At 51.0% G+C, this 22,707-nt stretch carries 23 protein-coding genes and 3 pseudogenes; 14 read left to right on the forward strand and 12 right to left on the reverse strand.

Going from position 1 to position 22,707, the window contains the following annotated elements:
* Window positions 1-86 precede the first annotated feature (86 nt).
* The 4 genes and pseudogenes from BFV64_RS08825 to BFV64_RS08840 all read left to right on the forward strand — a co-directional run.
* A pseudogene (locus BFV64_RS08825) lies at window positions 87-272 on the forward strand (Ref family recombination enhancement nuclease); the annotation flags it as partial.
* Window positions 256-3,048, forward strand: a pseudogene (locus tag BFV64_RS08830) (TipJ family phage tail tip protein); the annotation flags it as partial. The pseudogenes BFV64_RS08825 and BFV64_RS08830, both read left to right, overlap by 17 nt.
* Window positions 3,042-3,344, forward strand: a complete 303-nt coding sequence (locus BFV64_RS08835; RefSeq protein ID WP_069601932.1) for a hypothetical protein — start codon at window positions 3,042-3,044, stop codon at window positions 3,342-3,344. The pseudogene BFV64_RS08830 and the gene BFV64_RS08835, both read left to right, overlap by 7 nt.
* A complete protein-coding gene (locus BFV64_RS08840) occupies window positions 3,341-3,982 on the forward strand; it encodes a DUF8377 family phage-derived protein (protein WP_069601933.1) in 642 nt (213 codons plus the stop codon). Before BFV64_RS08835 ends, BFV64_RS08840 begins: the two co-directional genes overlap by 4 nt.
* Here the strand turns inward: BFV64_RS08840 and BFV64_RS08845 are convergent.
* A complete protein-coding gene (locus tag BFV64_RS08845; RefSeq protein ID WP_032678751.1) occupies window positions 3,947-4,309 on the reverse strand; it encodes a putative periplasmic lipoprotein in 363 nt (120 codons plus the stop codon). The genes BFV64_RS08840 and BFV64_RS08845 overlap by 36 nt on opposite strands.
* A 126-nt stretch (window positions 4,310-4,435) precedes the next feature.
* Here BFV64_RS08845 and BFV64_RS25850 point away from each other — a divergent pair, with 126 nt between their 5' ends.
* Window positions 4,436-5,593, forward strand: coding sequence for a pyocin knob domain-containing S74 family peptidase (locus tag BFV64_RS25850; RefSeq protein ID WP_235611140.1), 1,158 nt, complete (start codon window positions 4,436-4,438; stop codon window positions 5,591-5,593).
* Here BFV64_RS25850 and BFV64_RS08855 read toward each other — a convergent pair.
* Window positions 5,559-6,239, reverse strand: a complete 681-nt coding sequence (locus tag BFV64_RS08855; RefSeq protein WP_235611141.1) for a phage tail fiber protein — start codon at window positions 6,237-6,239, stop codon at window positions 5,559-5,561. The two genes, BFV64_RS25850 and BFV64_RS08855, sit on opposite strands and share 35 nt — an antisense overlap.
* 189 nt (window positions 6,240-6,428) lie before the next feature.
* Here BFV64_RS08855 and BFV64_RS08860 point away from each other — a divergent pair, with 189 nt between their 5' ends.
* The 3 genes from BFV64_RS08860 (at window position 6,429) to BFV64_RS08870 (ending at window position 10,529) form a co-directional block, all read left to right on the forward strand.
* On the forward strand, window positions 6,429-6,986 hold the full coding sequence (locus tag BFV64_RS08860) for a recombinase family protein (RefSeq protein ID WP_069602473.1): 558 nt from the start codon (window positions 6,429-6,431) through the stop codon (window positions 6,984-6,986).
* A gap of 202 nt (window positions 6,987-7,188) precedes the next feature.
* A complete protein-coding gene (locus BFV64_RS08865; protein WP_069601935.1) occupies window positions 7,189-9,186 on the forward strand; it encodes a BCCT family transporter in 1,998 nt (665 codons plus the stop codon).
* A 65-nt stretch (window positions 9,187-9,251) separates the two neighbouring features.
* Window positions 9,252-10,529 (forward strand): DUF2254 domain-containing protein, encoded by a 1,278-nt coding sequence (locus BFV64_RS08870; protein WP_069601936.1) that lies wholly within the window; start codon window positions 9,252-9,254, stop codon window positions 10,527-10,529.
* 149 nt (window positions 10,530-10,678) lie between these two features.
* On the opposite strand, the gene BFV64_RS08875 is transcribed toward BFV64_RS08870, so the two are convergent.
* From BFV64_RS08875 to rluE, 7 genes are all read right to left on the reverse strand, one after another.
* A complete protein-coding gene (locus tag BFV64_RS08875) occupies window positions 10,679-11,146 on the reverse strand; it encodes a GNAT family N-acetyltransferase (protein WP_057056108.1) in 468 nt (155 codons plus the stop codon).
* Between the two features lie 152 nt (window positions 11,147-11,298).
* Window positions 11,299-12,081, reverse strand: a complete 783-nt coding sequence (locus tag BFV64_RS08880; protein ID WP_069601937.1) for a DUF2971 domain-containing protein — start codon at window positions 12,079-12,081, stop codon at window positions 11,299-11,301.
* A 645-nt stretch (window positions 12,082-12,726) separates the two neighbouring features.
* Window positions 12,727-14,097 (reverse strand): adenylosuccinate lyase, encoded by a 1,371-nt coding sequence (gene purB, locus BFV64_RS08885; protein WP_069601938.1) that lies wholly within the window; start codon window positions 14,095-14,097, stop codon window positions 12,727-12,729.
* Window positions 14,098-14,116: 19 nt separating this feature from the next.
* Window positions 14,117-14,746, reverse strand: a complete 630-nt coding sequence (hflD, locus tag BFV64_RS08890) for a high frequency lysogenization protein HflD (RefSeq protein WP_014883422.1) — start codon at window positions 14,744-14,746, stop codon at window positions 14,117-14,119.
* A 26-nt stretch (window positions 14,747-14,772) separates the two neighbouring features.
* Window positions 14,773-15,885, reverse strand: coding sequence for a tRNA 2-thiouridine(34) synthase MnmA (gene mnmA / locus BFV64_RS08895; RefSeq protein WP_014883423.1), 1,113 nt, complete (start codon window positions 15,883-15,885; stop codon window positions 14,773-14,775).
* 40 nt (window positions 15,886-15,925) lie between these two features.
* On the reverse strand, window positions 15,926-16,399 hold the full coding sequence (locus tag BFV64_RS08900) for an NUDIX hydrolase (protein WP_014883424.1): 474 nt from the start codon (window positions 16,397-16,399) through the stop codon (window positions 15,926-15,928).
* A 9-nt stretch (window positions 16,400-16,408) separates the two neighbouring features.
* The gene (gene rluE / locus BFV64_RS08905) at window positions 16,409-17,062 is read right to left on the reverse strand and encodes a 23S rRNA pseudouridine(2457) synthase RluE (RefSeq protein WP_069601939.1); all 654 of its coding nucleotides are present in this window, start codon (window positions 17,060-17,062) and stop codon (window positions 16,409-16,411) included.
* 117 nt (window positions 17,063-17,179) lie between these two features.
* Here rluE and icd point away from each other — a divergent pair, with 117 nt between their 5' ends.
* From icd to BFV64_RS08920, 3 genes are all read left to right on the forward strand, one after another.
* Window positions 17,180-18,430, forward strand: a complete 1,251-nt coding sequence (icd, locus tag BFV64_RS08910) for an NADP-dependent isocitrate dehydrogenase (RefSeq protein ID WP_014883426.1) — start codon at window positions 17,180-17,182, stop codon at window positions 18,428-18,430.
* A 77-nt stretch (window positions 18,431-18,507) separates the two neighbouring features.
* Window positions 18,508-18,855 carry a DUF1304 domain-containing protein gene (locus BFV64_RS08915; protein WP_014883427.1) on the forward strand — a complete coding sequence of 116 codons (348 nt, stop codon included), beginning with the start codon at window positions 18,508-18,510 and terminating at the stop codon, window positions 18,853-18,855.
* Between the two features lie 69 nt (window positions 18,856-18,924).
* Complete coding sequence (locus tag BFV64_RS08920) at window positions 18,925-19,170, forward strand: DUF2543 family protein (RefSeq protein WP_014883428.1); 246 nt, start codon at window positions 18,925-18,927, stop codon at window positions 19,168-19,170.
* Between the two features lies 1 nt (window position 19,171).
* On the opposite strand, the pseudogene BFV64_RS08925 reads toward BFV64_RS08920, so the two are convergent.
* A pseudogene (locus BFV64_RS08925) lies at window positions 19,172-19,717 on the reverse strand (EAL domain-containing protein); the annotation flags it as partial.
* 54 nt (window positions 19,718-19,771) lie between these two features.
* On the opposite strand from BFV64_RS08925, the gene BFV64_RS08930 reads away from it, so the two are divergent.
* Window positions 19,772-20,469 (forward strand): IS1-like element IS1B family transposase gene (locus BFV64_RS08930; protein WP_095033700.1). Its coding sequence is split into 2 segments (ribosomal slippage): window positions 19,772-20,021 and window positions 20,021-20,469, totalling 699 coding nucleotides; the frame shifts between segments, so codons are not numbered across the junction.
* A 34-nt stretch (window positions 20,470-20,503) separates the two neighbouring features.
* Here the strand turns inward: BFV64_RS08930 and BFV64_RS08935 are convergent.
* Window positions 20,504-21,523: a sensor domain-containing diguanylate cyclase gene (locus tag BFV64_RS08935; RefSeq protein WP_069602474.1), complete on the reverse strand. Its 1,020-nt coding sequence runs from the start codon at window positions 21,521-21,523 to the stop codon at window positions 20,504-20,506.
* A gap of 163 nt (window positions 21,524-21,686) precedes the next feature.
* Between BFV64_RS08935 and BFV64_RS08940 the strand changes: the two genes are divergently transcribed.
* Both BFV64_RS08940 and BFV64_RS08945 read left to right on the forward strand, forming a co-directional pair.
* The gene (locus BFV64_RS08940; RefSeq protein WP_023332730.1) at window positions 21,687-21,941 is read left to right on the forward strand and encodes a putative hemolysin; all 255 of its coding nucleotides are present in this window, start codon (window positions 21,687-21,689) and stop codon (window positions 21,939-21,941) included.
* An 80-nt stretch (window positions 21,942-22,021) separates the two neighbouring features.
* Complete coding sequence (locus BFV64_RS08945; RefSeq protein ID WP_045269430.1) at window positions 22,022-22,327, forward strand: nuclear transport factor 2 family protein; 306 nt, start codon at window positions 22,022-22,024, stop codon at window positions 22,325-22,327.
* Here the strand turns inward: BFV64_RS08945 and BFV64_RS08950 are convergent, their stop codons facing one another.
* A complete protein-coding gene (locus BFV64_RS08950; RefSeq protein WP_069601940.1) occupies window positions 22,328-22,672 on the reverse strand; it encodes a DUF488 domain-containing protein in 345 nt (114 codons plus the stop codon).
* Window positions 22,673-22,707 lie beyond the last annotated feature (35 nt).

The following is a 22,707-nucleotide window of genomic DNA, read 5'->3' on the forward strand; positions in this document are numbered from 1 at the left end:
GGAATCAAAATGGCGCAGAGCATTACCCCAAACATCTTTCACCGCTCATTTAAGTGCGGTGTTTCTGCTTTTGCTGGTGGTCCAGCATGAAGAAAGCAGATAGCCTCCATCTTTCGCGTGTGGCCGCACTGGGCTGCATCGTGTGCAGAAATCAGAGCCTGGGCGAAACGCCTGCGGAAATCCACCATATCCGAACCGGGCAGGGCACAAGCCAGCGCGCTGACCATCGAAAATCAATCCCTCTCTGCCATATGCATCATCGCAACGGCGGTTAACTATGATCCGATAACCCGAACCTATTCTGGCTCATGGTCCGGTGGGTTTAAAATGGTCTGGTCCAATAACCCCGCCTGGATATTTTATGATCTGGTTCTGGATGAAATTTACGGCATGGGCACGCGCGTGGATGCATCCATGGTGGATAAGTGGGCGCTGTACTCAATAGCCCAGTATTGCGACGAAATGGTTTCCGACGGTGCCGGTGGCACCGAACCGCGTTTCACCTGCAACGTTTTCATTCAGAGCCAGCAGGACGCCTGGCAGGTACTTAACGATCTCGCCGCGGTATTTCGTGGCATAACGTTCTGGGGCAACGATCAGATTTATGTCCAGGCAGACGTCCCGCAGGACGATGTTGACTGGGTTTATAACGCCTCAAACGTTATCGATGGGCTGTTTACTTATGCGGGCGGCTCATACAAGAATCGCTACAGCTCCTGCCTGGTGTCCTGGTCCGATCCGCAAAACCATTACAGCGATACCGTTGAGGGGGTCTACGATTCGGCGCTTGTAGAGCGTTATGACGTCCGGCAGACGTCCCTGACCGCAATCGGCTGCACCTCGCAAAGTGAAGCGCACCGGCGCGGGCGCTGGGTACTACTCTCCAATGCCAAAGACGGTACCGTATCATTTGGCGTGGGGCTGGATGGCTACATCCCGCTGCCTGCTGAAATTATCGGTGTCGCCGATCCTTTCCGTTCCGGCAAGGAGAACGGGGGACGCATCAGGGCGGTCAATGGCCGCCAGATTACGTTGGATCGAGAAATAGACTACGCGGCGAAAGACCGGCTGGTGGTTAACCTGCCTGACGGAAAAGCCCAGACGCGCACAATCAGCGCGGTGAGCGCAGATAAAAAAACGGTGACGGTGGCCACCGCATTTAGTCAGGCAACTGTGGCGGGTGCTGTCTGGGCGATAGACAGTGATAACCTCGCAATACAGTATTTCCGGGTCACTTCAATTGCGGCTAACGACGACAGCACAGGCGGTTTCACTATTACGGCCGTTCAGCACGATCCAAACAAATACCGTTACATCGATGACGGCGTTCGGGTCGAGTCGCCCCCGATCACCGTCACGCCGATAAGCATCCTGTCAGCGCCGAAGAATATCGTGGTGACTGAGAGCGATCATGTTTCACAGGGCCTGACGGTAGCAAGCCTGGACGTGTCATGGAATAAGGTAGAGGGCGCAATCCGGTACGTTGCCCAGTGGCGTAAGGACAACGGGGACTGGATAAACGTTCCGGTTACCAGCGCGCAGGGTTTCTCGGTTCAGGGCATTTATTCGGGCAGCTATGACGTTCGCGTCCGGGCGCTGAATGCGCAGGATACGTCGTCACCATGGGGATACGGTGAAACAACTTATCTCTCCGGTAAAACGGGAAAACCGGGTACTCCGCTCAACTTCCTGGCGACCGAAGATGTGGTCTGGCATATCGACCTGACATGGAAATTTCCGGATGGATCTGGCGACACGGCCTATACAGAGATTCAGCGCGCCACAACTGCCGACTACGCCAATCCTGAACTGCTGGTCCTGGTGCCGTACCCGGCTGCAGATTATCAGCATGGCCCCATGCCTGCCGGCGTTCGCCAGTGGTACCGCGCACGCCTGATTGACCGTATCGGTAACGCCGGGGACTGGACCAACTGGGTCATGGGCACGTCCTCGATAGATGTCAGCGAAATAACCAATGACATTCTGGAGGATATGAAAGAGTCGGAAACGTTCAAAGACCTGCTTGAGAACGCAGTGGACAGCAATGAAAAAATTGCTGGCATGGCTGACGATATCAAACAGGCCAACGACGAACTGGAGCAGCAGGCGAAGGACATCGCCAAAAATGCCCAGGACGTCGGGAAGGTTCAGACCAGTGTTAATGAGCTTTCCAGTACGGTCGGGAATGTTTCGTCTTCACTCAGTCAGCTTGAGCAGACCGTTGCGACGGCTGATACCGCGCTGGGCCAGCGAATCGACAGCATCAGTGTGTCTATGGACGGCATGACGGGCGGGGTCAAGAACTCAGCCATTGCCATTATCCAGAACGGGCTGGCGCAGGTCGCCACACGCAAAAGGCTATCCGCAACGGTCGCCGGTAACAGCGCGCAGCTGGACCGTATTGATGACGTCATCGTTAACGAGAAGGAGGCAACGGCGCGCTCGCTGCTGAGCCTGCAGACGGACGTCAACGGCAACAAGGCATCCATCAATAGCCTGAATCAGACGTTCTCTGATTACCAGCAGGCAACGGCCACGCAGATAAACAGCATCACAGCGACAGTCAATGGACACACTGCAGCGATCACAACCAACGCGCAGGCCATTGCCAACGTGAATGGTGACCTGGAAGCGATGTACAGTATCAAAGTCGGGTTATCGAGCAATGGTCAGTATTACGCGGCAGGGATGGGGATTGGGGTTGAGAATACACCCGGTGGCATGCAGTCGCAGGTTATCTTCCTGGCTGATCGCTTCGCCGTCACCACGGCAGCCGGTAACAGCGTGGCTTTGCCATTCGTGATCCAGAACGGGCAGACATTCATCCGCGCCAGCTTCATCCAGGACGGCACCATTGGGAATGCCAAAATCGGCAACTATATCCAGTCGAATAACTATGTGGCTGGCTCAGCAGGGTGGAAGCTTGATAAGGGAGGAACGTTCGAAATTAACGGCGTTGCCGGGGGCGGGAGGATGCTGATAACCAGCACTCTCATTCGTATCTATGACAGCAATAACGTGCTGCGTGTCAGAATGGGGTTATGGTAATGCCACAGGGCTTGCAGTGCTGGGATAGTGCAGGGCGGGTTGCGGTTGATTTAAGCGATTATGCGATCCGGTATATCGGAAGCACCTCTGTAACATTTGCCGCGGGAGATACGTCGAAAAACGTTTCTTTCGGCGGAATAACACAGGACGGCTCATTTATTTCGATTGTGTCTACTGGCGTTACGGTCAATGAATACCACTGCCGGGCTTATAACGGCGGTTTTACTGCTTACTATTTGCCGACAACCGGAAGCCCTGCGATAACACTCAATGTGGAGGTTTATAACTTTCAATGAGCGGATTCGAAGTTTATAACAGCGATGGAAAACTGCTGGTGGACTCACAAAACAGGTCCACCCTTTTTTATGACCAGCGGGCACTCGGAGCTGTTGAGAGTAAAGGTTATTACCAGGTAGATAGCCCGTTTGGTAATGGCAGCACACTGGGTTTTACACCGCAGCAATTCTGGAATGACGGCAGATTGCGATGGCTGCAGTTGGGTACAAACAGGTACGGTATGCCAGGTGCAGACCTGCTTGAAGATAATGCGGGGAGTATGATCCGGACTGCACGTAATATTGGAATGCAGAGCGGTTATCTTGACGTTTTTGACAGCGGAGGGAATCTCATATGGAGCGCAGCTTCCGCATCGAAAATGCCCCGTGTAGTCGGGTTCTTTGATGTGCCAGCGAACTATGACCTGCAGAACAATACGCTTTCGGTGAGCCTGAGCTTTAACCCCTGGATTCTGGTAAATAATTGCCCGGGCAATCTTAGCGATGATGGAACCGTTACGGGCTATTCAGGGATAGTGCTCAAATGGACGGGCTCACAGCTGCAGGGGCGGTACATTTCAAAGAATCAGCGCAGCTGGAGCCAGACATTTCAGGGTAGGGGATTACGAATCCCCATTGCTCAGTTTGTCGGTATTTGACTCAGGGGGAACGCGAGGATACTGCGTGGCAATCATGTTTTGTCTCACGCCTTTCGCTGCGTTGAAGCGATAAACAACATCCAGTTTATCGGTTTTTTTATAGCAAATATTACTGAGCCGCTTATTTACATGGCGGCTAAATATTCCATTGCTGCTGTCAGAAATAACCGTCATTTCTCGCGTAGCGCAGTCAATATTCACGTGAATATCACCGCCCAATGATAAACGGGCAGCGTCAACCGGATAATCCATTCTGAATGCGTTGTCTGTGTGTTTACTGGAACAGCCAGCCAGCAGCAAAAATACTGCAGCAAATAATCGTTTCATTTCTACATTCCTGTAAATGCGGGAATATCCATTTTATTAGAGTTTAAAAAATAGTCAGATTGATATGAGCGATCAATTTTACATGATTGATCGTTTCAAACGATCGTTATTATCGTGAGGTAGTTCATGCTTTATAACACTGGCACTATCGCTATTAACGGAAATACCGCAACCGGCACTGGCACAAACTGGACGGCACCGGCCAGCCAGGTACGCGCTGGCCAGACGATTATCGTCATGTCTAACCCGGTCCAGATGTTCCAGATTTCATCCGTAAACAGCGCCACATCGATGACGGTTACGCCAGCTGCTTCCCCGGCGCTGAGCGGCCAGAAATACGGCATTCTGGTATCAGACAATATCTCTGTCGATGGCCTGGCGCAGGCGATGTCTCAGCTCATTAACGAGTATGACGAGAATATCGGTGCGTGGGAGACCTTCGCTACCACATCAGCAAATCAGAGCATCACCGTAACCATCAACGGCACGCCAGTAACCATACCCGGCATCGGTAAACTGGCGCAGAAAGGGAGTAACGGTGCGCTGGCTGTTGCTGACGGCGGTACCGGTGCAACGAAGGAAGAAGACGCTCGCACAAACCTCGGTTTGGGAAGTAGCGCCACGCTGGATGCAGGTACAGCTGCCGGGAATGTCATGCATGTAGGAGCATTCGGGTTGCCAACTGGTGATGCTAGGGCCTTTAAAACAGATATGGCAGTTGCTCCTGATGGGACAAATTTCAATGCCCTGACTGAACCCGGTACATATCGTTTGCTGTTAGATATGGCGAAATCAACCTCAGGGCCTATCACCAGCTGGTACGGGTATGTTCAAAATTATGTTCGTATTTCAGATGCAGCCTTAACGCAGTTCTGCTTGCCGTATGCCAGCAAAACTGATGCAGGAAGGTTTTTTTTCAGAGGTTACAATACTGATGCATGGAGCCCATGGAAGGAGATAATGACGTCTGCAGTTTCTGACAGATTTATGAAAAATATTGGTGACGATCTCGATCCAGAAAAGGCGCTGGGCAACATTTCACGGATGGAGTTCAAACACTTCACCTTCAAAGATGATAAAACGCAAACCCCACGTCGCGGAGTGATATCACAGCAAATTGAGACAATCGATCCTGAATATGTCAAAGAAATTGGGGGCATATTACACCTTGACCAGACACCTCTGTTGCTCGATGCGCTGGCCGCGATAAAAGCCCTGGCAATCCGCGTCAGGGCTTTAGAGGGAGACGCTAAAGCTGCGGCTCCTGCCTCATCTGCTGGTTAAATAGGGAATCTTCAGGCATATCCAGGCGAACATCGATCCAGCTGTTCGCCGGTACGTCCATCGGTTCACCTTTGGTTTTGATGATCTCACCTTCATCGCTCAACATGTATTTTCGCTTAAACAAGCGGATTTTCAGACAACTGCTGTCGGTTTGATCTGCCTCAACAACACCAAGCTCCCCCATGCCGCCTGGGTCCATTGGCGGCAGTAGCTGCCATCCCTCAGAAGCCAGACCTGCTGAACCGATGAGCATATAAATACCCACATCGAGGCGAGAGAGAGTTATCCCCTCCGCTTCTGCGTTCGCCGTGCCGCAGCCGCACCAGACAAAACCATCCTCCGCTATATCGTCCCGCTGGCACGCTTCCTGGCTCGCTACGATACGGGCAACCGGAGACGCAGCTTTCAGGGTGCCATCACTGGACTTTGTGGTATTACCCGTGGTGTAAGCCTCCTGATATGACCAGGACGAGCCACCGTAATACGAAAACCACGTCCGCCGTAGAATATAGGCCTGATGAATACGGGTTGGTCGGCTGCCCCGATTGACGACTATAGACGTAATGCCGGTATTTGCAGTCAACCCCAGTTGGGTCTGTCCGTCATTTTGATGGGAGGAGAAACAGGTCGGTGTAAATGCGTCCATAGCGTCCAACAGTGGGCCGTCTCCGTTGATAGTTCCAAGCCCAAATGCTCCCACTTGCATGATGTTCCCGGCAGTCGTTCCGACGTCCTTCGTCGCGCTACTTCCCAAACCGACGTTTTATAGATTGCCCTGGGGCTGCCTGGCCGATAACTTCACCTGATTTTTTGCAGAAATAACTGGGTGAAAAATATGCAAATTGGCTATGTCAGGGTGTCAACAAATGACCAAAATACAGATCTTCAGCGACAGGCGCTCGAACGCGCAGGATGTGAGCAGATTTTCGAAGAAAAAATGAGCGGAACAGCGGCAAACCGACCAGCACTCAAAAAACTTCTCAAGGCACTGAATGAGGGGGACACGCTGGTGGTCTGGAAGCTGGATCGCCTCGGGCGAAGCATGCGTAATCTGGTGCTACTGGTTGACGAACTCCGTCAGCGGGGCATTCACTTCAAGAGTCTAACTGACAGCATTGACACTTCAAGTCCGATGGGGCGTTTCATATTTCATATTATGTCAGCTCTAGCAGAAATGGAGAGGGAGTTGATAGTGGAACGCACTCGGGCGGGTTTGGCGGTTGCGAGGGAAAAGGGGCGGATCGGCGGCAGGCGTCCGAAGTTAACTGCTGAACAATGGGCGCAGGCCGGGCGGCTCATTTCAAATGGTGTTGAAAGAAAGCAGGTAGCAATAATTTATGACGTGGCAGTTTGCACGCTATATAAAAAATTTCCTGTATCTAAGCTGATTTAAGTCTATCTACGTGCCTCAGTCTTGTGACTTTCAACAATTATGATGAGAGAGTATTACAGCAGACCAAATCGGAGAAAGCATATGAGAATATAACCACAACATGACTTCTGATTATATGCCCCATTTACTGCTAGTTTTTGCTACTCTATGAGAGGCAATGCCTGTCATCTTAAGTGGATCTAAGTTAATGGAATGAATAATTATGAGTGAAAATGATACAATCCCAAAGCAGTCCAAAAGCCAGATTAACAAAGCGGTATTCTTTACATCTGCTTTGTTAATTTTCCTTCTTGTCGCCTTTGCCGCTGTATTCCCGGATATTGCCGACAAAAATTTTAAACTTCTACAGCAGCAAATCTTCACGAATGCCAGCTGGTTCTACATCCTTGCGGTGGCCCTCATTTTACTGAGCGTCACTTTCCTGGGACTCTCACGCTACGGTGATATTAAGCTGGGTCCGGACCATGCGCAGCCTGATTTCAGCTATCACTCCTGGTTTGCGATGCTTTTCTCGGCAGGGATGGGGATCGGCCTGATGTTCTTTGGCGTTGCTGAACCGGTGATGCATTATCTTTCACCTCCCGTTGGCACCCCAGAGACAGTTGCGGCAGCGAAGGAAGCAATGCGCCTGACGTTCTTTCACTGGGGCCTGCATGCATGGGCAATCTATGCCATCGTGGCGTTGATCCTGGCCTTTTTCAGTTACCGTCACGGCCTGCCTTTAACGCTGCGTTCCGCACTCTATCCCATTATTGGCGATCGCATATATGGGCCTATAGGCCATGCGGTAGATATTTTCGCCGTTATCGGCACGGTCTTTGGCGTTGCGACTTCGCTGGGGTACGGTGTTTTGCAGGTGAATGCTGGTTTGAATCATCTTTTCGGAGTGCCCATCAATGAAACTGTGCAGGTCATTCTGATCGTTGTCATCACGGGGTTAGCGACGATTTCGGTGGTGTCCGGCCTGGACAAGGGAATACGCATTCTTTCTGAGCTCAACCTGGGCCTGGCGGTGCTGCTGTTGGCGCTGGTCCTGTGTCTGGGACCAACCGTGCTTTTGCTGAAGTCATTTGTGGAAAATACGGGCGGTTATCTTTCGGAGCTGGTGAGTAAAACCTTCAACCTTTACGCATATGAACCTAAGTCGAGCAACTGGCTGGGGGGCTGGACATTATTGTACTGGGGATGGTGGCTTTCATGGTCGCCGTTTGTGGGGATGTTCATCGCAAGGGTCTCTCGCGGTCGAACCATTCGCGAGTTTGTTACCGGTGTGCTGTTTGTTCCCGCCGGCTTTACACTCATGTGGATGACGGTGTTTGGTAACAGCGCAATCTATCTCATTATGAACCAGGGGGCGACTGACCTCGCCAATACCGTTCAGCAGGATGTTGCGCTGGCCCTGTTTAATTTCCTGGAGCATTTCCCGTTCTCCTCCGTGCTGTCATTCATTGCAATGGCTATGGTCATCGTCTTCTTTGTCACGTCTGCTGACTCCGGGGCAATGGTTGTGGATACTCTGGCATCAGGTGGGGTGGCAAACACACCCGTCTGGCAACGCATCTTCTGGGCGTCGCTCATGGGGATTGTTGCAATTGCACTTCTGATTGCGGGTGGGCTAAGCGCACTGCAAACGGTGACAATCGCGAGTGCATTGCCCTTCTCAGTGATCTTACTGGTATCCATATACGGACTGTTAAAAGCCCTGAGACGGGATTTGACAAAGCGTGAAAGCCTGAGCATGGCAACTATTGCGCCGACGGCTGCACGTAACCCGATTCCCTGGCAGAGAAGGTTGCGTAATATCGCTTATCTGCCTAAGCGTTCTCTTGTGAAACGCTTTATGGACGACGTTATCCAGCCCGCCATGACGCTGGTTCAGGAAGAGCTCAACAAGCAGGGAACGATTAGCCACATTAATGACGCTGCCGACGATCGTATTCGCCTTGAAGTCGATCTGGGTAACGAACTGAACTATATTTATGAAGTGAGGCTTCGCGGGTATAACTCGCCAACCTTCGCCCTGGCTGCTATGGATAGTGATGAGCAGCAGGCTGAGCAACATCGATATTATCGCGCAGAGGTTTATCTCAAAGAAGGCGGTCAAAATTATGATGTGATGGGCTGGAACCAGGAACAGTTGATTAATGACATACTGGACCAGTACGAAAAACATCTGCACTTCCTGCACCTGGTTCGTTAATACAATCAAATGCCGCCCTGGAGGGCGGCATTAATTTATCTTGGCCATAATACGAGGGAATGCAAATGATCTCACGCTGGCAATGGATTCTGAAGCAGGTATTTAAAAAGTTATGGTTCAGGGCTGCATTATTCGCAATTGTAGCGATAATGACGGCTCTTTTATCAATTCTGTTTAAATCAATGATCCCTGAGTCGGTATCGGTGAAGGTTGGCGCAGAAGCCGTGGATAACATACTAAATATACTGGCATCGAGTATGCTAGCAGTTACCACATTTTCGCTTAGTATCATGGTCACAGCGTACGGATCAGCTACCACTAATGTGACACCAAGAGCTACACGATTAGTTGTTGAAGACGTAACCACACAAAATGTACTGGCCACATTCATCGGTTCATTTCTCTTCAGCCTGGTAGGGATCATTGCTCTTAATATGGGAGCCTACGGAGAAAGGGGGAGAGTCATTTTATTCGTTGTCACACTGGTGGTAATTGGTTTAATTCTCATCACATTGCTTCGTTGGATACAGCATTTGACCTCTCTGGGAAGGGTAGGAGAGACGACTGCAAAGGTTGAGCAGGCGGCAATCGAAGCATTTGTTGAAAGAGCAAAAAGCCCATATCTGGGCGGATATCCATGGCTTGAGAACAATGAACAGCCAAACGGAACGGTTGCAGTTTATCCGGAGATGATTGGCTATGTTGAATATATTGATATGGTGAAACTCGGCAAGCTGTTATCTGAGGATCCTCGACATGTTTATCTTGTGGCGCAACCGGGCAGTTTCATTCATCCGTCGATGCCAGTATTGTATCTGAGTCAGGGGCAGGGGCCATCAATCAGAACCGATTTGCTCGAGACGATCATTGTCTCGGATGTACGCTCCTTTTCTCAGGATCCACGATTCTGTCTTAGCGTTATGGCTGAAATAGCCTGCAGAGCCCTTTCACCGGCAGTGAACGATCCTGGCACCGCAATTGATGTCATTGGCAGAGGTGTACGGATTCTATCGGCGTATGCGCATAATAAATCTGACGAAATTGATGTGACATATCCTTCAATACATGTTGCGCCACTTCAGAACAGCGATCTACTTGAAGACTTTTTTTTACCTATTGCCCGTGATGGTGCCAGTATGAGGGAGATTCAGATAAGAGTCCTCAAAGGACTCTCTATGCTGAGCACTGGTTGGCCTGGGATATTTGCTGAGGCCGCGCATACTTTAGCATTTGAAACATTAGAGCATGCAACTCGTGCTGATCATATAGACACTGACAGATATCTAATAAAATCAATTTATTATAATTTATTTTATGACGAGGGTTCCAATAAAAAACCATAGTTACGGGGCAAGCGATTCGGTCGTTGGCTAGGTAAGGGCAAAGCATTCGCGTGAGAATGGGTGTCTGCTTTGTGCCAGAAGCGGACATTCATTGTACAGGTTTGTTGAGCTCAACTAGGCAAACAATGCTGCCTGCTGCAGGTTATTTATTATTTAGCCAAATGTTTTCGCATCAGTGCATTTTCTAATGTAATTCCACGGCAAATAGGAAGAGCCCTCTCCACTACATGAAAGCCGTGTCGTAGAAAGAACGCTTCCGCAGCCTTACTTACATTTGAAGTAAGCTCACTAGTTCCATGTTGCCTCGCTTCCTCATGAATGCAATTCATTAGTAATGTCCCTACCCCCTGTCCTGAATAGGTTCCTGAGACATAAAAATGGTCAATGTACCCATTTGGTTGGAGATCTGCATATCCAGCTATTTCACCATCAAGTTCTACAACAAAAGGGCATAGTTCCCTCATGTGATTGGCCCATTGTTCCTGGTCGATTTCTGCCGGGGCCCAAGCATCAATTTGTTCATGTGTGTAGTAGTGTGATGCGATGGTATGTACAGAAGAATAAAACACGTTAAATAATGAGATTTCATCCCCATTACAGAACCTTCTTATTTTCATAAAACCTCATTATGAAAGCTGCTTGTAGAACAATACTACTTTTTGTGAACTAGGTTGTCATCTCCTCTCTCAAAGTGGGCCCCTGCCCAGTTAGCCAGTCCGTTCCGTGCCAGGAGCGGACATTTCTGACACGATAATCGCCATCAATAATCTCAATCGCCTATATGGTTACGTTCCATTGCTCTCAACACCTTCGCGACAGAATCAAATACATCCATTCTCTGCATATCATGCGGGTATTTGGTGTATTCATAAGCTTCTATGTCGAGATCCCATGTACTTTTCTTAAATTCACACTGATATAACTGTACTGTCTTGTTTAAAATCAATGTCTCTAATGCATTGTTGTTTCTAATGATTTCATCAACTCCTCTGTTGTTAATCCCGATATAGATACTGACTATAGAATTAAGATCATATATTTTGTCAATTAAAACAGCACCTTGTTGCTGTAATGAATCTGTCTTTTTTATTATTCTGATTTCTTCTTCATATTTCCAATGCAATGATTTAGTAAGCAATAGCTTACTAATCACATCAGTATCATAGATATTTTCCTGCGTGATTTTTAGTTTGCTTTTTATTCTATTTCCTAAATAATCAATATCACCTTTCTGAGCTGTAATCAGGCATTTTGCTTCATCATCGTATCCTGCTTTCTCAATGTCGATTGCTACAACAAATCCTTGATGTTTTTCAGCATAGTGTGACCACATCAAGACGTTGAGTGGATTTTTTGAAAGACATAAGCAGGCAAGGTTTTTATTGATCTCATGCCTCATCGTTAATGATTCAATTGACGCATCATCAAGTGCATATCCATAACTTTCGAAAGGATCATTAAACTCACTGTGCGGGGTAAATTTTATGGAGATGTATCCATCTTTGAAGAATTGATCTAATGAAGCATTGTCTATGTATTTGTATAAAATCATAAAATACTCAGAATCATCTATAAGTGTTATCAGTGTACAGCCTTTCGCCGAGGTGGGTGTAAGTATCCAGCTTAACGACCTGTTCTCATTTAGAGACTATCGCACGTGGATGAGTTTTCCCGAAAGTGAACTACCTCTCCTCGCTCAAAGCAGACTTTCAGATTTGTTTGTGTGTTGCCAGTGATAACCGTGAGATCAACTCAGGGCTACCACTTATAAACTGCAGCGTTGAATCTTTATCCGGTAGAGCAATGGCCCCAGGCATGTCGACTAATCGAGAACTGCCTTGACAGGATACAGGGAGAGATAATTTATGGCGTGGCAATAATACGGCGTATAAAAAATTTCCAGTGGTAGCAAAAAAATGGATGCGGAATGAGAAGGGGGCTGATGAAAATTTGGGGGCAAATTTGGGGGCAAATTTGCGCTGGGGGCGTGTTTTGGGGCACTAAATCGGCCTTTATTGTCCGATAATGTCCGTATAGGGATTTGGTTAAGTCTTTGAATTATAACTAAGTTATTGTTATTTAGACGGTTGTGATTTTGGCTGTGCAGTCTAACGCTGATTATGTTGCCGTGGGGATAAACATTCAGTAAACCGGGGAAAAGCAACCCCCTTTCCGGGCGGAAAGGGGGGAAGGGGTGTTACTTCAGCTCGTCGACCATGGTAATGGCGCGGCCAATGTAGTTCGCCGGCGTCATGGCTTTCAGGCGCGTTTTCTCTTCTTCTGGCAGTGCCAGACCGTCAATAAACTGTTTCATGCCTTCAGCATCTACACGCTTGCCGCGAGTCAGCTCTTTCAGTTTTTCATACGGCTTTTCGATGCCGTAGCGACGCATCACGGTCTGAATCGGCTCCGCCAGCACTTCCCAGTTGTGATCCAGTTCGTCCAGCAGACGATCGCGATTCACTTCCAGTTTGCTCACGCCTTTCAGGGTGGACTGATACGCGATCAGCGCGTAGCCAATGCCCACGCCCAGGTTACGCAGTACGGTGGAATCGGTCAGGTCACGCTGCCAGCGGGATACCGGCAGTTTGCTCGCCATATGCTGCAGCACGGCATTCGCCAGGCCCAGGTTGCCTTCGGAGTTTTCGAAGTCAATTGGGTTCACTTTATGCGGCATGGTGGAAGAACCAATTTCACCGGCGATGGTTTTCTGCTTGAAGTGGTTCAGCGCAATGTAGCCCCACACGTCACGATCGAAGTCGATCAGAATGGTGTTGAAGCGCGCGATGCAGTCAAACAGCTCAGCGATATAGTCGTGCGGTTCAATCTGCGTGGTATACGGGTTCCACTGAATACCCAGGGAGGTGACAAACTCTTCACTGAACTGGTGCCAGTCCACTTCCGGGTAAGCGGCGATGTGGGCATTGTAGTTACCGACTGCACCGTTGATTTTTCCAAGAATTTCAACCTGTTCCAGTTGGCGGTACTGGCGCTCCATGCGGTACGCCACGTTCGCCATCTCTTTACCCATGGTGGAAGGGGTGGCTGGCTGGCCGTGAGTACGGGAAAGCAGCGGAATGTCGCGGTATTCCACGGAGAGCGCTTTCACCGCGTCGATGATCTTACGCCAGTAAGGCAGCACAACCTCTTTACGCGCGGTAGAGAGCATCAGCGCGTGAGACAGGTTGTTGATATCTTCAGAGGTACAGGCGAAGTGAATGAACTCTGACACCGCGTGCAGGGCAGGGACGTTTTCCACTTTCTCTTTCAGGAAGTACTCAACCGCTTTCACGTCGTGGTTGGTGGTGCGTTCAATGGTCTTAATGCGCGCGGCATCTTCTTCGCTAAACTCAGCAACGATTTTGTCAAGGTAATCGTTTGCCTTTTCGTCAAAAGCAGGAACTTCCTTGATTGCTGCCTGGGCGGCCAGCTTCTGCAGCCAGCGTACTTCAACCTGAACACGGAACTTCAGCAAACCATATTCGCTGAAGATCCCGCGCAGCGCGCTGACTTTATCGCCGTAGCGTCCATCGACAGGGGATACGGCGGTCAGTGAGGATAATTCCATAATTCGCAACTCCGGGAGGTTAACAATGAGCAAGAATTTGTTTTGCCTGAGTGGTCAGGCGATTACGAGAAAACATTAACTGCAGACGGCCACCGCCAACCTGATGCCACAGCACGGCGGCGCGGATCCCTGCCAGCAGGGACGCACGTACTTTTGCCTGCACCTGTGGGCTTTGCAGCACGGCAGGGGATCCGGTGACCTGAATACGTGGGCCCAGCGGGCTGATGACATCAACGTAAATACCGGCCATCGCGCTCAGCAGCGTTTCGGATTGCAGATCAAAATGGTCGAGTTGACGCTGGAGCCCGCCGATACGATCGCCCAGGGTATTGAGCGCGCCTTTCGCCGCGCTCAACTTACGCTCAAGTACCATCAGGCTTAAGGTGTAGCGGGTCAGTTCTGCGTTTAACCCTTGACGACTACTGGCGTTAAGCACGCCAAGCAGGGTTTCAAGACCGAGACGAAGATTGGTTTCACTCCCACCAAATACACCCAGAGTTGAACCGGGGTTAAGGTCGATAACGCTGTTGAGTGAAACGTGCAGGGCATCGGCATCGCAATGACCCTGATGCGCCAGCTGTTGCACCAGACGGGCAGACTGGCAAATTCCTGCCAGCGCCAGGGTGATGTCGTAGTAGTTCTTCGCCACATGGTCTCCTTTATGTGTGCACTCTGTTAAACAGCGGGCAGCGGCAGGCGCTGTTCAATGATCCCGCCGCCCAGGCAGATTTCGCCGCTGTAGAAGACAGCAGACTGACCTGGGGTGACGGCGGCAACCGGCTCGTCAAAACGCACGTCAATGCGATCGTCATCGAGCGCGGTAACGGTGCAAGGAATATCGGTCTGACGGTAGCGCGTTTTCACCGTGCAGCGCAGCGTGCCTTTCAGCGGCTCGCGATCGACCCAGTGCAGCTGTTGCGCGATAAGGCCAACGGACATCAGACGCGGATGGTCGTGCCCCTGGGCGACAACCAGAATATTGTTTTCGACATCTTTGTCGACCACATACCACGGATCTTCGCTGCCATCTTTGGTTCCACCGATACCCAGACCTTTGCGCTGGCCTAAAGTATGGTACATCAGCCCCTGGTGCTGGCCGATCTCATCGCCATCAACGGTGACAATTTTACCCGGCTGTGCAGGCAGGTAGCGGCCAAGGAAATCACGGAATTTGCGCTCACCGATGAAACAGATGCCGGTAGAGTCCTTTTTCTTTGCGGTGATCAGGTCCAGCTCTTCCGCGATTTTACGTACCTGCGGCTTTTCCAGCTCGCCAACCGGGAACAGGCTCTGGGCGATCTGTTCGTGGCTCAGGGTATAAAGGAAGTAGCTCTGATCTTTGTTGCCGTCCAGACCGCGCAGCAGTTGGCTTTTGCCATTCACATCTGCACGACGCACGTAGTGGCCGGTCGCAATGTAGTCTGCGCCCAGATCTTCCGCAGCGAATTCCAGGAAGGCTTTAAATTTGATCTCTTTGTTGCACAGAATATCCGGGTTCGGGGTGCGCCCCGCTTTGTACTCTTCCAGGAACAGTTCAAAGACGTTATCCCAGTATTCTGCAGCAAAGTTAACGGTGTGCAGTTCAATGCCGAGCTTATCGCACACGGCCTGCGCATCGGCGAGATCCGCAGCGGCAGTGCAGTATTCCTCGCCATCATCTTCCTCCCAGTTCTTCATGAACAGGCCCTCCACCTTATAGCCCTGTTGCTGTAACAGGTAGGCGGAAACGGAGGAATCGACACCGCCGGACATGCCGACGATCACTTTTTTCTGGCTGTTATCTGACATGGAATACTCACGACATTGAACTTCAAGGCGGCGTATTCTATCACGCCCCCCCACCATTGGCACCCTCTGTAAACGGCCAGTTAAATGCGCCGATGACTTCCAGCGGTAAGCGGCCAGCAGACTGCCAGCAGCGAATGCTTTCCGCAACCAGCGGCGAGCGCAGGTTTGGCGCGTTAAGGATCTCCTCGGCAGTCACCCACAGGCAGCGGTCGATATCGTCATCCTGCGGCTCTGTGGCGCACATTTCGCTAAGCTCGACGGCAAACAAGAAGCGCAGGAACGGGGTGCTATCGGGCGCAATCCACTGATGCAGTCGGATAAAGTGCTGGGGTTCAGCGTGTATGCCGGTCTCTTCCCACAGCTCGCGTTTTGCTGCCTGCAGTAAGGTCTCATTGGCTTCAAGGTGCCCGGCTGGCTGGTTCCACAGCGCTTTACCGTTAATGCTCTCTTCGACCACAAGGAATTTACCCTGGGCGTGGACCACGCAGGCGACCGTAACATGAGGTTTAAACATAGTGACTCCTTAAGCGGTAACGTCTCGCCATTCACCGTTTGCCAGCGTTTCCAGGGTGTAGCTGCCCATGGCGTAGCGAATCAGACGCAGAGTAGGGAAGCCGACGTGAGCGGTCATGCGCCGAACCTGACGGTTGCGGCCTTCATAAATGGTGATTTTGAGCCAGCTTGTCGGAATGGATTTGCGTTCGCGGATGGGCGGATTGCGCGGCCATAGCCACTCCGGTTCATTCACGCGTTCAATACCTGCAGGCAGGGTTGGACCATCGTTCAGCGTTACGCCGCGGCGCAATTTCTCCAGCGTTTCTTCGTCCGGTTCGCCTTCGACCTGCACGAAGTAAATTTTGCCCGTGCGTTTTCCCGGCTGTGTGAGCTTTGCCTGCAGAGCGCCGTCGTTGGTTAAAACTAAAAGTCCTTCGCTGTCCCGGTCCAGACGCCCGGCGGCGTACACGCCCTGAACGGGAATGTAATCCTTCAGCGTGCTGCGTCCGGCCTCATCGGTGAACTGCGGCAAAACATCGTAGGGTTTATTGAACAAAATAACCCGCTTCGGCTGGGTTTCTTGCGGTCTTCTGGCGGCTTGTCGCGAGCTGAATCGCTCAACCCAGTGTTTTGTAAAAGAAGTTTTCTTCATGGTATTTTCAGGCGTTATCAATTGCAGCATTATAGCCTAATAACGAAGACCTTTCATGGCGCAGGACATTCAGGTACTATCGAAGGGCTCATTACAATTTATTAACATAAGATCAGTAACAACCAGAAGCGCTCGAAGGAGAGGTTAATGGAAAGCAAAGTAGTTGTTCCGGCGGAAGGTAAAAAGATCACCCTGCAAAACGGCAAGATTAACGTTCCTCACAATCCGATTATCCCGTTCATTGAAGGTGACGGTATCGGTGTAGACGTTACCCCGGCAATGCTGAAAGTGGTTGATGCCGCTGTTGAGAAAGCCTACAAAGGCGAGCGTAAAATTTCCTGGATGGAAATTTACACCGGTGAGAAATCGACTCAAGTTTATGGCCAGGACGTCTGGCTGCCAGCAGAAACGCTGGACCTGATCCGCGACTACCGCGTTGCTATCAAAGGCCCATTGACCACCCCAGTCGGCGGCGGTATCCGCTCCCTGAACGTGGCACTGCGTCAGGAGCTGGACCTGTACGTCTGTCTGCGTCCGGTGCGTTACTATCAGGGCACCCCAAGCCCGGTTAAGCACCCTGAACTGACCGATATGGTTATCTTCCGCGAAAACTCAGAAGACATCTACGCGGGCATCGAGTGGAAAGCAGACTCTGCAGACGCAGAAAAAGTGATTAAATTCCTGCGCGAAGAGATGGGCGTGAAGAAAATTCGCTTCCCTGAACATTGCGGTATCGGCATCAAGCCATGCTCCGAAGAAGGGACTAAACGTCTGGTGCGCGCGGCTATCGAATACGCGATCACCAACGACCGTGACTCTGTGACTCTGGTTCACAAAGGCAACATCATGAAGTTCACCGAAGGTGCCTTCAAAGACTGGGGTTACCAGTTGGCGAAAGAAGAGTTCGGCGGTGAGCTGATCGACGGTGGCCCGTGGCAGAAGATCAAGAACCCGAACACCGGCAAAGAGATCATCGTTAAAGATGTGATCGCCGATGCGTTCCTGCAGCAGATCCTGCTGCGTCCTGCTGAATACGACGTGATTGCCTGTATGAACCTGAACGGTGACTACATCTCTGACGCCCTGGCAGCACAGGTTGGCGGTATCGGTATCGCCCCTGGTGCAAACATCGGTGACGAGTGCGCTCTGTTCGAGGCGACCCACGGTACTGCTCCTAAATATGCAGGTCAGGACAAAGTGAACCCAGGCTCTATCATCCTGTCCGCAGAGATGATGCTGCGTCATATGGAATGGTTCGAAGCCGCAGACCTGATCGTTAAAGGTATGGAAGGCGCGATCAACGCGAAAACCGTAACTTACGATTTCGAACGTCTGATGGAAGGCGCTAAACTGCTGAAATGCTCAGAGTTTGGCGACGCGATCATCGCGAACATGTAATCCAGACTCTGGGTTAAACAAGAGCGGGGGCCTGAGGGTTCCCGTTTTTTTTGCCTCTGCCTGCAGGAAATAACACGATGCTAGCCACTGTTCTTATCGCTGTCGTTGCATTTATCCATCTTTACATCCTTGTGCTGGAAATGTTTCTGTGGGACACCAGAACCGGGCATAAGGCGTTTAATCTCAGCCCGGAATTTGCGCGTGAAACCCGCGTGCTGGCCGCGAATCAGGGGCTATACAACGGTTTTCTTGCGGCGGGTTTGCTCTGGAGCCTCTGGCTCGGTGAAGAGGGCGTTCATGTGGCCATCTTCTTCCTGGCCTGCGTGCTGATTGCCGGTCTCTTTGGCGCAGTGACCGCCAGCCGGAAGATTCTGTATGTTCAGGCTTTACCTGCGCTTGCCGCCCTGCTTGCGCTGCTTATCTGAAGCAACGCGTTGGTCAACCGTGCGTCGTCCGATATACTTGTGGCTTCATCGTGAGAGGTTTAGACAGTTATGAATAACGACATCCCATTGAAGTATTATGACATCGTCGAAGAATACGCGACGGAAGCCGCAAAGCCTGTCAGTGAGTCAGAGCAGGACCCACTGGCGCATTATTTCCAGCTGCTGCTCACGCGGTTATCAAATAATGAGGAGATTGATGAGGAAGCTCAGCAAGAGATGGCGCGTGAAGCCGGGGTTCATGCTGAACGTATTGATGATATTGCGAACTTCCTTAATCAGTGGGGAAATGAATAGCCTACCGCGCCAGACCCAGGAGCCGCTTCGCAAGCTCACGGCGGGAAACAGATTTTGAAAAATACCATCCCTGAACCAGAGCCTCAGGATATCGTTCAGCAATAAAGCGGAATTGTATTTCGTTCTCAACGCCTTCGAAAACCAGCGTTTTATTCAGTTTTGCGAGGGCGTCGCTAAAGATAACAAAAATGTTCTGTTTATAATGCTCACTGATGCCATCGACCAGCGACTTGTCGATTTTGATCTCATCATATTCAAGAAGCGAAAGCCTGGCCAGGTTGGAGTTTTGCACACCGAAGTCATCAATGGATATTCTGACACCAAGGGATTTTAACTTCTGACAGAAGCCCTCCAGAATATTCGCGGTGGAAACGGCTTTTTCAGAGAGCTCGACTTTTACCAGAGACAGCGGAATGTTGTTGGCTAAACATCCACGGCGCAAAATGCTGATAAATTGTCCATCTTCAATTTCCGTTCGACCAAAATTGAGCGAAACGACCAGCTGATGCTTAAGCACCAGCGGTGCGATGTCCTTAAGGGCTTTCTGGTGATGCTGCCAACTTACTGATTTAGTGTATGATGGTGTTTTTGAGGTGCTCCAGTGGCTTCTGTTTCTATCAGCTGTCCCTCCTGTTCAGCTACTGACGGGGTGGTGCGTAACGGCAAAAGCACTGCCGGACATCAGCGCTATCTCTGCTCTCACTGCCGTAAAACATGGCAACTGCAGTTCACTTACACCGCTTCTCAACCCGGTACGCACCAGAAAATCATTGATATGGCCATGAATGGCGTTGGATGCCGGGCAACCGCCCGCATTATGGGCGTTGGCCTCAACACGATTTTCCGCCATTTAAAAAACTCAGGCCGCAGTCGGTAACCTCGCGCATACAGCCGGGCAGTGACGTCATCGTCTGCGCGGAAATGGACGAACAGTGGGGATACGTCGGGGCTAAATCGCGCCAGCGCTGGCTGTTTTACGCGTATGACAGGCTCCGGAAGACGGTTGTTGCGCACGTATTCGGTGAACGCACTATGGCGACGCTGGGGCGTCTTATGAGCCTGCTGTCACCCTTTGACGTGGTGATATGGATGACGGATGGCTGGCCGCTGTATGAATCCCGCCTGAAGGGAAAGCTGCACGTAATCAGCAAGCGATATACGCAGCGAATTGAGCGGCATAACCTGAATCTGAGGCAGCACCTGGCACGGCTGGGACGGAAGTCGCTGTCGTTCTCAAAATCGGTGGAGCTGCATGACAAAGTCATCGGGCATTATCTGAACATAAAACACTATCAATAAGTTGGAGTCATTACCCGCCGTAGAGTGTACGGGGTTAATCCATCGCGAGAAAGCGTGTTTTGCTTTTTCCTTTCTTATCCTGATACATCGCCACATCAGCAGCACGTAATGCGCTGTCCGGATCGGTTACGTCTGGGTCCACTTCGATGACGCCGAGGCTGGCTCCCGGATAAATAAGATTAATGTTACCCAGCCAGTATTCCCCTGCAATGCGGGCGTTGAAGCGCGCTTTAAGCTGATTCATGTGCTCCTCATTGTCGACATGACTCAGAGAGGCCACCAGAAACTCATCGCCGCCCAGCCGACCAATGATATCGTCCTGCTGTTTTTCTGCGGTCAAACGCTTGCCCACTTCAATCAGGAACTGGTCGCCTGCTTCATGCCCATACCGATCGTTAATCAATTTAAAATCGTCCAGGTCGATAAACGCAATGATGGCGTTACGTTTCAGGTGTCGAGCCAGGGAAAACAGAGTAGTCAGATCCTCAAAGATGGCGCGACGGTTGGGCAGGCCGGTAAGGGCATCGGTATAAGAGTGTGCGATGAGCGCCGCGTTGGCTTCCCGAAGCTGGTTCACCAGAGATTCTTTCTGAATGTACTGACCAATCAACCCGGCGAATAATTTTAACATCTGTTCACCGCGCTCGCTGAGCGGCTTTTTAGCCGTGCTTGTGGCGCAAAGCGTACCGTAAAGCGAGCCATCGGCGAGATGAACCGGAATGCTCATGTAAGTGGTAATACCGAGAGCTTTCGCCGCTTCGCACTCCGGCCAGCGCTCGGGGACATCGTTACTGAAGATGGTGTCGCTATCCAGCGCGCGCTTACACAGCGTCTCATCCCAGGGCACGCTCAGCCCCTCCGGGATCGTCATCTGCTTACTGTTTCGGGCATAAAGGATATGCTGCAGCCGCGCCTGGATATCCACCTTCGTCAGGTAAGTCGACTCCATATCGGTGACGATTTCCAGCATCTCCAGCAGCTGACGAACGAGACTTTCAAGGGATTGCTCAGTAACGAGGGTTTCTGAAACACGGGCAAGGATAATATCCGACATGACGTAGAAAGACTCCCAGGCAGAAGACGTCTGCATCTGCATGTTATGCTGAATTCTTAGGCTTCAGGCATAGTAAAACATGAATGCGGAAAATTTTATATATGGAGAAAGCGGCGCTGAGCCGTTACCCTTAGGCAAAGATGATGTCAAAAGGATCGATGCGATGAGATTTCTGCTTCTGGCGCTGACGCTTCCCCTGGCCGCCTGTACCGCAAAAACAACCCCACCCGATGCGCCCAAACCGCCTCAGGCCGTAGGTATGGCGAACCCGGCTTCCGTTTACTGTCTGGAAAAGGGCGGGGAACAGATCCCGATTCAAAGCCCGCAGGGTGTTCGTACCGAGTGCAAGCTGCCGGGTGGTGAAGTGATCGACGAATGGACGCTCTATCGTCGCGATCATCCGCAACCCACCAGGTGACAGAAGGGCTGGAGCTGCGATACACTTCTCTTTAGGATTATTCTTAGCTAGTATCTGGCTACTGTTACCGCGAGAGAAGTATGTTTCAGCTTAAACCGGGCAGCATGGCGATGATCATCGGTGCCCGCACGGCGTCTGGCCGTCGCAATATTGGTAAATCTGTTGAGTTGTTTGGTCTTTGCCAGCCTGGCCTGCGTTTTGTAAACCCGGTTAACGGCGTGATGACGCAATTACCCGCAAGTGCGGACCGCGCGCTTTGGCTGGTCACCGGAGACGTCTACGCCTTTGACAATCAGCACGGCTTTGCGTTTGTTCGCGCCGAACATCTGATGCCGCTCACCCCTGATCAAGCCCCGCAAATGCGGGATGAGCTGACAATCAGCTGATCACAAATGGCGTAGCCAGTCGGCTAAAACCAGGGCGTGATTCTGTTCCGTGTTTTTCGCGCCATAGAGGAGGGTGAGAGTCTGCTTGTGTGCCAGCGCCGCAAGACGCCTTCCCTCGCCCTTATGCTGCGCCAGTTCTTCCTGATAGGCTTTACTGAAAGTCGCAAAATCAATAGCTTCGCTATGATACTCCTGACGTAATGCGTTCGATGGCGTGAGTGTTTTACACCATTCGTCATGGGCGAGGTCCGTTTTTTTAACCCCGCGCGGCCAGAGTCTGTCCACCAGCACCCGATAGCCATCGTCCGGGCTTGCCTGCTCATAGACGCGTTTGCACTGAATCATAATTCCACCCTCCCAATTTAAGGTATTGTGATAAT

The sequence above is a fragment of the Enterobacter kobei genome (assembly GCF_001729765.1).
Classification (GTDB): Bacteria; Pseudomonadota; Gammaproteobacteria; order Enterobacterales; family Enterobacteriaceae; genus Enterobacter; species Enterobacter kobei.

Excerpts from the sequence above, each read along its gene's own strand:
- BFV64_RS08835 (WP_069601932.1), top strand. The coding sequence starts at position 3,042 with ATGGTAATGCCACAGGGCTTGCAGTGCTGGGATAGTGCAGGGCGGGTT.
- BFV64_RS08840 (WP_069601933.1), top strand. The coding sequence starts at position 3,341 with ATGAGCGGATTCGAAGTTTATAACAGCGATGGAAAACTGCTGGTGGAC.
- BFV64_RS08845 (WP_032678751.1), bottom strand. The coding sequence starts at position 4,309 with ATGAAACGATTATTTGCTGCAGTATTTTTGCTGCTGGCTGGCTGTTCC.
- BFV64_RS25850 (WP_235611140.1), top strand. The coding sequence starts at position 4,436 with ATGCTTTATAACACTGGCACTATCGCTATTAACGGAAATACCGCAACC.
- BFV64_RS08855 (WP_235611141.1), bottom strand. The coding sequence starts at position 6,239 with ATGGACGCATTTACACCGACCTGTTTCTCCTCCCATCAAAATGACGGA.
- BFV64_RS08860 (WP_069602473.1), top strand. The coding sequence starts at position 6,429 with ATGCAAATTGGCTATGTCAGGGTGTCAACAAATGACCAAAATACAGAT.
- BFV64_RS08865 (WP_069601935.1), top strand. The coding sequence starts at position 7,189 with ATGAGTGAAAATGATACAATCCCAAAGCAGTCCAAAAGCCAGATTAAC.
- BFV64_RS08870 (WP_069601936.1), top strand. The coding sequence starts at position 9,252 with ATGATCTCACGCTGGCAATGGATTCTGAAGCAGGTATTTAAAAAGTTA.
- BFV64_RS08875 (WP_057056108.1), bottom strand. The coding sequence starts at position 11,146 with ATGAAAATAAGAAGGTTCTGTAATGGGGATGAAATCTCATTATTTAAC.
- BFV64_RS08880 (WP_069601937.1), bottom strand. The coding sequence starts at position 12,081 with ATGATTTTATACAAATACATAGACAATGCTTCATTAGATCAATTCTTC.
- purB (WP_069601938.1), bottom strand. The coding sequence starts at position 14,097 with ATGGAATTATCCTCACTGACCGCCGTATCCCCTGTCGATGGACGCTAC.
- mnmA (WP_014883423.1), bottom strand. The coding sequence starts at position 15,885 with ATGTCAGATAACAGCCAGAAAAAAGTGATCGTCGGCATGTCCGGCGGT.
- BFV64_RS08900 (WP_014883424.1), bottom strand. The coding sequence starts at position 16,399 with ATGTTTAAACCTCATGTTACGGTCGCCTGCGTGGTCCACGCCCAGGGT.
- rluE (WP_069601939.1), bottom strand. The coding sequence starts at position 17,062 with ATGCTGCAATTGATAACGCCTGAAAATACCATGAAGAAAACTTCTTTT.
- icd (WP_014883426.1), top strand. The coding sequence starts at position 17,180 with ATGGAAAGCAAAGTAGTTGTTCCGGCGGAAGGTAAAAAGATCACCCTG.
- BFV64_RS08915 (WP_014883427.1), top strand. The coding sequence starts at position 18,508 with ATGCTAGCCACTGTTCTTATCGCTGTCGTTGCATTTATCCATCTTTAC.
- BFV64_RS08920 (WP_014883428.1), top strand. The coding sequence starts at position 18,925 with ATGAATAACGACATCCCATTGAAGTATTATGACATCGTCGAAGAATAC.
- BFV64_RS08935 (WP_069602474.1), bottom strand. The coding sequence starts at position 21,523 with ATGTCGGATATTATCCTTGCCCGTGTTTCAGAAACCCTCGTTACTGAG.
- BFV64_RS08940 (WP_023332730.1), top strand. The coding sequence starts at position 21,687 with ATGAGATTTCTGCTTCTGGCGCTGACGCTTCCCCTGGCCGCCTGTACC.
- BFV64_RS08945 (WP_045269430.1), top strand. The coding sequence starts at position 22,022 with ATGTTTCAGCTTAAACCGGGCAGCATGGCGATGATCATCGGTGCCCGC.
- BFV64_RS08950 (WP_069601940.1), bottom strand. The coding sequence starts at position 22,672 with ATGATTCAGTGCAAACGCGTCTATGAGCAGGCAAGCCCGGACGATGGC.